16 protein-coding genes and 1 tRNA gene are annotated in these 9,153 nt (G+C 56.5%); 6 read left to right on the top strand and 11 right to left on the bottom strand.

The window, feature by feature from the left end; translation table 11 throughout:
• Nucleotides 1-18 precede the first annotated feature (18 nt).
• The 4 genes from FHR70_RS18215 to FHR70_RS18200 are packed head-to-tail and all read left to right on the top strand — an operon-like array spanning nucleotide 19 to nucleotide 1,659.
• Entirely contained in the window at nucleotides 19-435 is a 417-nt protein-coding gene (locus tag FHR70_RS18215) for a hypothetical protein (protein WP_183452804.1), read from the top strand.
• Nucleotides 436-439: 4 nt separating this feature from the next.
• Nucleotides 440-826 (top strand): hypothetical protein, encoded by a 387-nt coding sequence (locus FHR70_RS18210; RefSeq protein ID WP_183452802.1) that lies wholly within the window; start codon nucleotides 440-442, stop codon nucleotides 824-826.
• On the top strand, nucleotides 823-1,305 hold the full coding sequence (locus FHR70_RS18205; protein ID WP_183452800.1) for a hypothetical protein: 483 nt from the start codon (nucleotides 823-825) through the stop codon (nucleotides 1,303-1,305). The genes FHR70_RS18210 and FHR70_RS18205 overlap by 4 nt, the downstream gene beginning before the upstream one ends.
• A 33-nt stretch (nucleotides 1,306-1,338) precedes the next feature.
• Nucleotides 1,339-1,659: a hypothetical protein gene (locus FHR70_RS18200; RefSeq protein ID WP_183452798.1), complete on the top strand. Its 321-nt coding sequence runs from the start codon at nucleotides 1,339-1,341 to the stop codon at nucleotides 1,657-1,659.
• Here the strand turns inward: FHR70_RS18200 and FHR70_RS18195 are convergent.
• From FHR70_RS18195 to FHR70_RS18155, 9 genes are all read right to left on the bottom strand, one after another.
• The gene (locus tag FHR70_RS18195; RefSeq protein WP_183452796.1) at nucleotides 1,656-2,174 is read right to left on the bottom strand and encodes a thermonuclease family protein; all 519 of its coding nucleotides are present in this window, start codon (nucleotides 2,172-2,174) and stop codon (nucleotides 1,656-1,658) included. The genes FHR70_RS18200 and FHR70_RS18195 overlap by 4 nt on opposite strands.
• A gap of 22 nt (nucleotides 2,175-2,196) precedes the next feature.
• Nucleotides 2,197-3,912, bottom strand: coding sequence for an FG-GAP-like repeat-containing protein (locus FHR70_RS24385; RefSeq protein ID WP_183452794.1), 1,716 nt, complete (start codon nucleotides 3,910-3,912; stop codon nucleotides 2,197-2,199).
• Between the two features lie 127 nt (nucleotides 3,913-4,039).
• Nucleotides 4,040-4,324: a DUF7696 family protein gene (locus FHR70_RS18185; RefSeq protein WP_246408270.1), complete on the bottom strand. Its 285-nt coding sequence runs from the start codon at nucleotides 4,322-4,324 to the stop codon at nucleotides 4,040-4,042.
• A gap of 98 nt (nucleotides 4,325-4,422) precedes the next feature.
• The gene (locus FHR70_RS18180; protein ID WP_183452792.1) at nucleotides 4,423-4,917 is read right to left on the bottom strand and encodes a hypothetical protein; all 495 of its coding nucleotides are present in this window, start codon (nucleotides 4,915-4,917) and stop codon (nucleotides 4,423-4,425) included.
• 381 nt (nucleotides 4,918-5,298) lie between these two features.
• Nucleotides 5,299-5,541, bottom strand: a complete 243-nt coding sequence (locus tag FHR70_RS18175) for a hypothetical protein (protein WP_183452790.1) — start codon at nucleotides 5,539-5,541, stop codon at nucleotides 5,299-5,301.
• Nucleotides 5,542-5,616: 75 nt separating this feature from the next.
• On the bottom strand, nucleotides 5,617-5,853 hold the full coding sequence (locus FHR70_RS18170; protein WP_183452788.1) for a hypothetical protein: 237 nt from the start codon (nucleotides 5,851-5,853) through the stop codon (nucleotides 5,617-5,619).
• Nucleotides 5,850-6,050, bottom strand: coding sequence for a hypothetical protein (locus FHR70_RS18165; RefSeq protein ID WP_183452786.1), 201 nt, complete (start codon nucleotides 6,048-6,050; stop codon nucleotides 5,850-5,852). Before FHR70_RS18165 ends, FHR70_RS18170 begins: the two co-directional genes overlap by 4 nt.
• 270 nt (nucleotides 6,051-6,320) lie before the next feature.
• Entirely contained in the window at nucleotides 6,321-6,653 is a 333-nt protein-coding gene (locus FHR70_RS18160) for a hypothetical protein (protein ID WP_183452784.1), read from the bottom strand.
• A complete protein-coding gene (locus FHR70_RS18155) occupies nucleotides 6,646-6,882 on the bottom strand; it encodes a hypothetical protein (RefSeq protein ID WP_183452782.1) in 237 nt (78 codons plus the stop codon). Before FHR70_RS18155 ends, FHR70_RS18160 begins: the two co-directional genes overlap by 8 nt.
• 179 nt (nucleotides 6,883-7,061) lie before the next feature.
• Here FHR70_RS18155 and FHR70_RS18150 point away from each other — a divergent pair, with 179 nt between their 5' ends.
• Nucleotides 7,062-7,289, top strand: coding sequence for a hypothetical protein (locus FHR70_RS18150; protein ID WP_183452780.1), 228 nt, complete (start codon nucleotides 7,062-7,064; stop codon nucleotides 7,287-7,289).
• Nucleotides 7,290-7,455: 166 nt separating this feature from the next.
• Here the strand turns inward: FHR70_RS18150 and FHR70_RS18145 are convergent.
• Nucleotides 7,456-7,529, bottom strand: a tRNA-Gln gene (locus FHR70_RS18145).
• Nucleotides 7,530-7,976: 447 nt separating this feature from the next.
• Between FHR70_RS18145 and FHR70_RS18140 the strand changes: the two genes are divergently transcribed.
• Nucleotides 7,977-8,528 (top strand): calcium-binding protein, encoded by a 552-nt coding sequence (locus FHR70_RS18140; RefSeq protein WP_183452778.1) that lies wholly within the window; start codon nucleotides 7,977-7,979, stop codon nucleotides 8,526-8,528.
• Nucleotides 8,529-8,576: 48 nt separating this feature from the next.
• On the opposite strand, the gene ruvX is transcribed toward FHR70_RS18140, so the two are convergent.
• On the bottom strand, nucleotides 8,577-9,137 hold the full coding sequence (gene ruvX, locus FHR70_RS18135; RefSeq protein ID WP_183452776.1) for a Holliday junction resolvase RuvX: 561 nt from the start codon (nucleotides 9,135-9,137) through the stop codon (nucleotides 8,577-8,579).
• Nucleotides 9,138-9,153: the final 16 nt, after the last annotated feature.

Here is a 9,153-nt window from a genome sequence, read left to right as displayed (position 1 = left end):
AACCGCTAGGAGATCCCCATGGACTGGAACAGCATGCTCAACGACCTCTGGAACATCGCCATCACGATCATCACGCTGATGATCCCGATTATCGTCCCGCCCCTCGTCATCAAGCTTCTCGACAAGCTCGGCGCCGATGCTGACGCAAACCGGCGCCAGGCGGTCATCAATGCCTTCATCAATGGCCTGATCGGAGCGCTCGCCTCCAGGGGTTTCAAAGCCGGAGATGTTATCCCCCCCGAGGTTAAGGCGAGGGTGCTGGCGGAAACGGCCGGCTACGTGAAGCAGACTGTGCCGGACACCCTGAAGAAACTCGGAGTTCCCGATGGCAACCTCGTGGACATCGCCAACACCCATCTTCCTCAGGTGCTTGGGCAGTTCGGACCTGCGGGCGCACTGATCGGCACCATGCTCGCGGCTGAGAAAAAGGCCTAGCCGCATGAAGGATCACCACCTCGACCTTGGCAAGGATCCGCCGGCCATTATTCCTCTGAAGGAATTGGAGAACCTTGCTTGGCAGGCGGCTGACCGCGCCGCGGCTCAAGTCCTGGCGCGGGCTCCTTCCAAGGAAGAGGTGGAGCAGATCGCCAAGACGGCCGCCGTCGATGCGGCCGAGGCGGCTGCCGACAAGGCCATTGAGCGGTTTCTGGAACGCATCGGCGTCAATCCCAGCGAGATCGGCACCTTGCGGAAAGACCTCGATGCCCTGCGCTCCTGGCGCGAAATCAAGGAGGCCATGGTCAAGCAGGGCTTCCTGTCCATGACGATCCTGTTCATCACAGGCATGTGCACCCTCATCTGGTTCAGAATGTCAGGTGGCAAATGACGCGACCCAAGTTCATCGCCGGCGCTGCCGTGTGGCTCTTCATGAGCATGTTCGGGATGGGGCTGTTCTACTACCTCAGCCCAATCCTGGAAGCCGAGCTCGCCCCGGTCCTGACGGATCAAAAAGTAGAGGTAACCGTCCGGGAGCCGACGCGGGTCTGTTGGCGCTGGTGGTGGCACAAGGAGCGGTACGCCCAGCCAACGGTCATCGCCTGGTCTCTGGTCGTGGACGGGACTGCGGTGGCCTATCCGGCTGTGGTTTCGCGGCGAAGCGACGGCGAGGTGTTGCGGGAGTTCCGGACTGCCACCCTTGGGCCGGGTTCGAATGGACTCTGCGCTCAGATCCCGCTCGAGCTGATGAACGTCCCTGACCTGACGGTTAGAGGGCAGGCGAACTATGCCCTCAGGCATGGGCTGTGGACGATCTGGCAGGAGCTTCCTGAGGTGAAGGTGCCGACCGCCTTGACTCTCGCCCGGTGATTATGTTCCCTCAATGTTCTCATTGGGGATCTCATGGGCATCTATTGGAAGCGAACCGCTGAGGTCTACCCTGACGGCGGCTACGATGACACGTTCTGGATGGCGTTCGATCCTGACGTGCGCTTCCCCCGGTTTCACATGGAGCGTGGAGACGAGACAATCGGGAATGTCCATCAGATCACGGGCGGGCCTCAGAGCGGACATTGGCAATGGTCGATGACGGTCGCTCTTCCAGGGCCTCGCTATGGCTCACCAACCAATGGCGTAGAGGCCGATAGGGTCGAAGCAGGCCGGCAGGTCATTGCCTGCTACCGGCATTATCTATCGACTCGTCCCGAGAAGTACCCGCGCTAGGGCAATGTCGCCCACGGGCCGCACCAGACCTTCAACCGGCGCTCCTTGTCCTCACGGCCATCCTTCCAGGGGAGGGCAAGCCGATCGCGAACCAGGATCTGGCCTACATCGCCCTCCCGCACCGACAACGTTGCCAGCGTGCGCCGGTAGCGATCCTGTCCCTCTCGCCTGATCTCCACCGACCCGGAGCGCAGGAGCTGACCAAGCCTCTCCTTAGTCCGCAATGCCAGCTTCAGCTCCGCCTCACATCTCGAGCGGAAGCTTTCAGGGGCGTCGATGTTCAGGATGCGAATGCGCTCGCCTTGGACGTCGATTGTATCGCCGTCGATGATGACGACCCAGCGGCCGTCGACCGTCTCGGCCCGCGCGGCATAAAACAGCGAGCAGGCGGCGAACATGCCTAGGGCCAGTAATGCCGCCTTGATGGCGATCCCACCATATTCAGCCCGCCGGCGGCTGTTCTCCCGGATTTGATCCCGGAAGCGGAGTTGTTCAGTACTGGGGCGTCCTGTCATGTCTTATCCAGTGACCAGGTGGCTACAGAATGAAGTAGCCTTTCGAGAGAGTAGAGACGCCTTTTAGATAGATTGCGAAGTCCTCACTGCCATCGCCATTCACATCCCCAATTATGGATGCGCCACCAGAAACCTTCTCATAGCGCAACTCACCAACGTTCTGTCGAAAGGCTTGCTGGCCAATAAAGGTGAATGCCTGATTGCCACTAATCCCGACCTTAGCGTCTATTGCCTTCAGATCGATCTTGTCTCCTGCCCGCCCGGAAAAATCATACAACGTGTCTTGGCGAGCCGCCGACAGAGTGCTGTCTGCTATGGATTGAAATACAAACACGTCTGCACCAGAGCCCCCGCTCAGGGCATCTCGCCCAACACCACCGTAGAGTTTGTCCCTACCGCTGCCGCCTTGGATGTTGTCGTTACCAGACCCGCCCTTGAGGACATCATTGCCCTCATATCCGTACATGAGATCACGGTCTTTTGTGCCGGTCTTTGTGTCGTTGCGGTTCGTTAGCTTGATTGTATTCCAAACGTTCAGGTGAGTCTTGAAAACCCATTTGCCATTCGAAGTGAAATAGTTCCCCTCCTGACGGAACGATAGGAAGTCCATGTTTCCGTCTTTATTGAAATCCAGCGGTATGATTGAACTCTCAAAACCGTTCAGATCTGATTTAGGGAGTGGAGTGAATCTGCCTGAACCGTTGTTGATCCAAACGATTGTCTGCTTCTTGGTCTCGCTGTAGTCACTCGTTCCCACGAGGTCCATGAAGCCATCGCCGTTGTAGTCGATGGCCTCGATCTCCTGGAACCAGAATCCCTTGCCATCCTGTTTGATGCGTGAAGACTCGTCGTGGAACGTGCCGTCCGTGTTGTTGATAAGAATTTGGACTTTTTGGCCCTGGTAATAGGGTTTGCCTGGAGTCGCGGCCAGGACCAAATCCATGAAGCCGTCGCCGTTTATGTCGAGATCTAGCACGTCTACAACATTGGTATTCTGCGCACCATAAATGCCAACAGGAAGTGCCGTCTCACCGCTTCTCGCGAAGACTCCGGCGCCATTGTTCAGGAAGGTGTGTCCAGCCACCGAGCCTCTGTCAGCGTAAACGGTAATCAAGTCACGCCAGCCATCGTTATTGATATCAACAAATTTACATTCTGAGATCATCCGATCATCACCGCCGTACGCGCCGGCGCCAGGCATTGAATTGTAATCAGCCTTAAAATTGCCCTTTCCATCATTTCGCATAATGAAAGGAAGGTTTAAGTCTCCACTTAGGATGTCTTGGTCACCATCATTGTCGATGTCGGCAGCAGTTGCAGTATGAACAAGATCGGGTTCGCCATCGAAATTTAGGGGGAGTTCGGATGAACCGTCGTAGAGCTTTCCCCCCGGTCCTGATAACATAAGGGTGTTGTACTCACCCGGAAACGGATGGCTATCGTACCCAAAGTTCCCTGAAAAGAAGTCGTCGACCCCGTCACCGTTGAAGTCGGCTACGACGCCTTCGCTTGCCTGAACCGCATACGGCGTAGTGGCAAAGAGCTTTGTCGTGATATTGGTGATGACGCCCTTCTTGCTCACGCTAATCGCGTTGAACGGCATCGGCTTGTTCTCGAAAGGCGTCGTAGGTCCCCCGAAAATCAGGTCAAGGCTTCCATCGCCATTGAAGTCGCCGGTTCCGAAAGAGAAGATGGTTCCTTGGTACGAATACTTGAAGGATTGAGTCTTGAAAGCCACTTGGTCCCCCGATTCCTTTGGGCCACTGCTAGCGCTGATGAAGCTGCTGCACGGCCTTGTTCCTGAATGAATGGCTGGGACACTCAGCGAAGTGTATTAAAAATGGATTTAGTCGAGAGATGACAAGCTAGCTTCTCAAGGCCTTACGTCCACTTACCTCACGCACGGCCTGGAGCTGTCGGGCCGTTTCCATGATCTTCTCGGCCGCCTGAGGTCCGCGGATCCCGACCAAGCCCCGGTCAATGGTCTTCCCGTTCTCGTCCTTCCGACCGTTGAAGAACACGTCCCGCTCCTGCTTGGACACCTTCAGGACGGCTTTGGCTTCGGTCTCGATCCGCCATTCCTCAGACCAAGTGTTGACGGGTAGGCCGTTGAGTTCGGAGATAGCGGTGGTGTTGCGGAAGTAGGTCATACTGTAATGTAGTTCGTGATAAGTATAAGGCAGAGTGACTTCAGTAGAATATTTCGTTTTACCCGACTCGTATCATAGCCAGCATGCAAAGCGGCAGTTTACCAAATTGGTTTCTGTAAGTGCATAAACAGCTTGGCCATGGATTTCGAGCAATCGATGAGTAAGAACGCGACAATAGGGACAGCTAACCACCAGCTAATTTTAGCTGACGAGAGCATTCCATACGAAATCTTTTCAAGCCCGGTGCCGAAATCCCAGTTCTCATAAACTGTCCGACCGACAATCCCATAGTAGCCCCAAGCTGAAAATTCAGCGAACCAGTTCCAGCGTATAAAGGTGAATATTAGGCCAAATCCAATGGCAATTCCCGCCGCGAACGTAGCTGGAGTTGAATTGTATATATTTAGCTCTCCCACAATCGGCAAAGTCATTATGGGCTTGTCGATAAAGTAGGCTAGTAGGAAAAATCCAAGAACTTTGGAGTTTCTCGAATGGTCTGCTAGTATATTTGCCTCTGTTTCCTGAGCTCTTTCTGCAGATATGGATATGCTTGCAGCGTCATCCTTTGAGTTGTTTGTTGTGAGTTCGCTCATTTGATGTATTAAGTCTCTTGGTTTTGATGGCGAGAAGTCCGCAACGACAGATCTTTGAAATGTCGCGGGAGTAGGTCATGGGCCGAATATCGCATTAAGGAGTGAACGGAGGCTTTCTGCGTCGAGAAACCCGGCCCGTACGAGAATTTCAATAATCCTCCTAACCTCCGTTGCAAGACGTGCGAGAGCGACCACGGTGTTAGCGCGCTTGGTAGGGTTCATATGTACTCCAGAAACAAAAAAAGCCGCCCCGGACGGGAGCGGCTGACGATGGGCCCAGCAGACTGCGGGCCAAAAAAATAGCCCGCGCGTGGCGGGCCGGTTGGATGCTCTTAAAACTTCGGCATCTATATATTACGGTAGCTTAGCCGTTATGCCGCGTCAAGCTTCTTTTATCGGAGCGGCGAATGCTTTGATGTCTCGGATGACATCCTCTTGGATCTCCATCCAAAGCTCTGGATCGTAGGCTGTATATTCCGCCCCGCCGCCTGCATGAACCCAGGACTGTCGCGCCTCGTCCCACTTCATGATCACATCCTGTTGCGCCCCGTCGACAAATGAGCGGCCCAGAATCATGCGATCCTTCGGGGCGGAAGTAATCGGGTTCCAGTCAAAAGCTGTCATCTCACTCTCCTCTCACACCATAGCGGCTAGGTTCAGTCCGTAAACATGCTTTCCCGAGCGAAGCGGAGGGCACCTCTACTCCCCTGTAAGAGAAGAGGGAGGGGTGGGGAGGGCAGCTCTTCCCGCATCCGTCCTGATGAAATAGGCCGTCTCGAATAGCTTCAGGCCATCAGCATAGCGGGCGGCAACGATCAAGCCCTGGCGCTCAAGCTTCCGGTACATCCGCTTGTGAGGTGGCGTCATCGCCCGGCGCCCCGGCAGCGAGTCTGGGATCTCGGCCAGATACCGCTTCTGTGCCTCGGTCACGCTCATCCCCGCTCTCCTTCCAGAGAGAGGGAGGGGTGCCCTCCGTCGCCGTTGGCTCCTCGGGAAAGATCGTTTTCGGGCAGAGAGCGGATAGCCTTGATGGCAGCAATGGCCATCTCCCGGAGTTCATCGGGCGGGATCGTTTGCCCTTGATATTGCTCGTTGATGGCTTGAGCCACCCTTTGGATTTCATCTTCGTTCATGGCTTTGACCCTTCTGTCGGAATAAGGACGAACTGCCAGCGGACCGGTCCTTCATCCTTGGGGCGTTCCTTCCACCCCTCATACAAGATTAGCTCAACGTCCTCATGATGCGAGAAACGATGCCAAGTCGCGCCTCTAGTCTCTGCCTCCTGAGCGCGGGCCTTGAACCACTCTCTGCGCTCTTGCGGTGTCGTGGTCTCGCCGGACTGAGACAAGAAGTCTGGTTCGACCATCCCCTCTTGCTCTGACATGGATTGCTCTTTCATGGGGCTAGTCATTGAGGTGCCCTCCTTCAGGCTTCGCCTTCATCGGGAAAGGGGTGTTTCCGGACAGAGTCTCAGCGAGGGCGGTATCGATCATCTCAGCCCAGATCTTCTCGGCCGAATAGCTGCCGGGTTGGCAGTGGTTCCCGCCCACGAGCATGGCAACGGTAGGCTCCCGCATGGCCTCAATGGCAGCGCGGGCGTCCCTGCGGAACCCATCAAGAACGGACGAGTCGCTGCCGGTCTGAACCGCAAAGACGACTTCGGCATAGGTGAGGGGTGCGTCTGGATGCCGAGCCTTCATCAGAGCTTCGGCCACCCGTTCGATCATCTCAGACATCCCCCGTCCTCCCATCGCTGAGAGGGGGCGAGAGGGCGGTGAAGCGCAAAGCTTCCTCGACCGCCTGTTTGACGGCTTCCCATTGGTCGGCATCGATGTAGACCATGTCCGAGCCCTGAGAGATCCTTAGGCTGCCATCGGACGCGGCTTCTATGGCGAAGCGAAAGCCGGAATTGTCGTCATAAGGCAGGACGCCGAGCGTGACGGATCGTGCGTGTTCAGGGCTCATGACGCCCTCCCGATGCTGGAAGGGGTCGAAGCCAATACCGCTTGGCGAAGGGCTCTGGCATCCCATAGGGCATTGTGCTGGACCGCGCCCTCTAGTGGCGTCGGATAAGCGTCAATCCTAACCATTTCAAAGGCGATGGCCCCAATAGGCACCATTTGCCCCGGCCCTGTGATGAGAGCTTGGCAGAAGTAGCGGATATCGTCGGGCCAATCCGAGATGACGTGTGGGCGCCTATCGTGCTGAAGGAACCAGCAGATCACTTTTCCGAATTCGTCGGGCTGGACCATGATGGGATCGGTGCCGCCATCGATGATTGGCAGGACATTTTCTGCGACCCATGGTTCAGGGCTTTTGCACTCAGTAGCAAGGTAGAGCGACCGCAGGCCATCCTCGCTTACAAGGGCTAGGCTTATGAGGTCCCCACCGAAGCCATTGAATTCGGTATCAAGGAAATATCTCATGACGCCCCCCCAGCAGAAAGAGGGGCGCGATTGTCTAACTTCGACGGATCGAGGTGTCTAACCCCCGAGTCTGAATTTTCAGGAAACGCCGCTAGGTCTTTGATTTGTAAGGTGGCTGGGGGACCTGGATTCGAACCAAGACTAACGGAGTCAGAGTCCGCTGTTCTACCATTAAACTATCCCCCAACGAAACCATTGAAATCCTTCGCCTTTTCTGAATTTGACTCAGCATTAAAGGCAGGGATTCGAAACCGGCTCGCGGTTGGCGCTGAGATAGGGGGCTTTTGACGCGCCGTCAAGCCTTGAAATGTACGGTGCTCAAAGGCGTACGCCACCTCGTCTTGCTCAGGCGATGGTCATGGGAAAAATCAGTCCAAATGCCAACCGAGGCCTTCGGTCTCGCTCTAAGCCACGCTTCGGTTTGCCCATATATCGATCAGTTGTGCGCATGCGCACGGACCGGAGCGGTGAGATAGATACAAGACTAGGAAAATACCGATGGGTGTGACGCAATAGATCCTTATCCTGAAAATCCGAATCCTAGGGTCAGTATACTGTTGCCTTTCGGGGTTTGGGATTTTATTGCAAGTATTCTTAGGAAATGACGAAACGTTAGGCGATTGCGAGGGTACAATGGCGACGAGAAGGCCGAATAAGGACGGTGTTGCTGTCGGAACGGCGGGCAGCGACAAGGTTTACGGCGACGGCCGGAGTAATGTGCTCGCTGGATTAGGGGGCAACGATAGTCTTTGGGGACGCGGTGGCGCCGACATCATCGATGGCGGCAATGGCAATGACAAGCTTTACGGCGAGAGCGGGAACGATTTTCTGAGTGGCGGCCTAGGGCGGGATACCCTGGTCGGAGGTGCGGGATACGACTTTTTCGCCTTTGAAAAGCCGTCGGCCAGCAACGTGGACACCGTTGAAGACTTCAACGTGAAGTACGACACGATTGTCCTTCATAAGATAACCTTCAAGGTTCCCGTCAATTCCAAAGGCTTTATGTCCTCCAGCGCGTTCTGGACTGGCTCAAGCGCTCACGATTCGAATGATCGGATCATCTACGACAACAACACGGGCGCCCTTTACTACGATCCGGACGGAACAGGCGCTAAGGCCGCGATAAAGTTCGCCCAACTCGACGCGAATCTGAAGCTGACCTACAAGGACTTCGGCGGGATTTAAGTCGGAACGCGGCTCCGCTCAGCAGCCAGCTTTGGCCGACGTTACAACTTACTCATCCATAGCGCCGCCTTCGGGCGGCGTTTCCGTGTCGAGGCCTGCTTTCGCGGCGGCCTCGTCTTCCGCATCCGCTGCGTCAGCCGCAATCCGCTCGTAGCGGTCGAGAGCGCCCTGGAGGATGTAGGCGGCGGCCATCTTGTCGACTGCGTCGGCGCGCTTCGCCCGTGAGGCGTCCGCGTCGAGGAGCGTGCGGGTCACCACCATGGTGGACATGCGCTCGTCCCAGAACAGGACGGGCAGGGGCAGCAGGGGCTTCATGTTCCGGATAAAGGCGCGGGTGGCCTGGGAGCGGGGGCCCTCCGTGCCGTCCATGTTGAGCGGGAGCCCGAAGACGAGCCCGCCGACCTCGTAGCGGGCGGCAAGATCCTTGATTCGCCCCACATCGGGGGTGAACTTCACCCGCTTGATCGTCTCGAGCGGCGTCGCGATCCGGCGCTCCACGTCGGACAGGGCAAGGCCGATGGTCTTGGTGCCGAGGTCCAGGCCCATGAGGCGGGCGCGGGGCGGCAGGCCGTCGATGAAGGCGACCAGTTCGTCGTCTCGCGAGATCATGGGCTTGCTCCTCATC

It is taken from the genome of Microvirga lupini (assembly GCF_014191055.1).
Taxonomy (GTDB): domain Bacteria; phylum Pseudomonadota; class Alphaproteobacteria; order Rhizobiales; family Beijerinckiaceae; genus Microvirga; species Microvirga lupini_A.
Note: the sequence above shows the minus strand (reverse complement) of the source record. Positions and strands in the feature narration are given on the sequence as shown.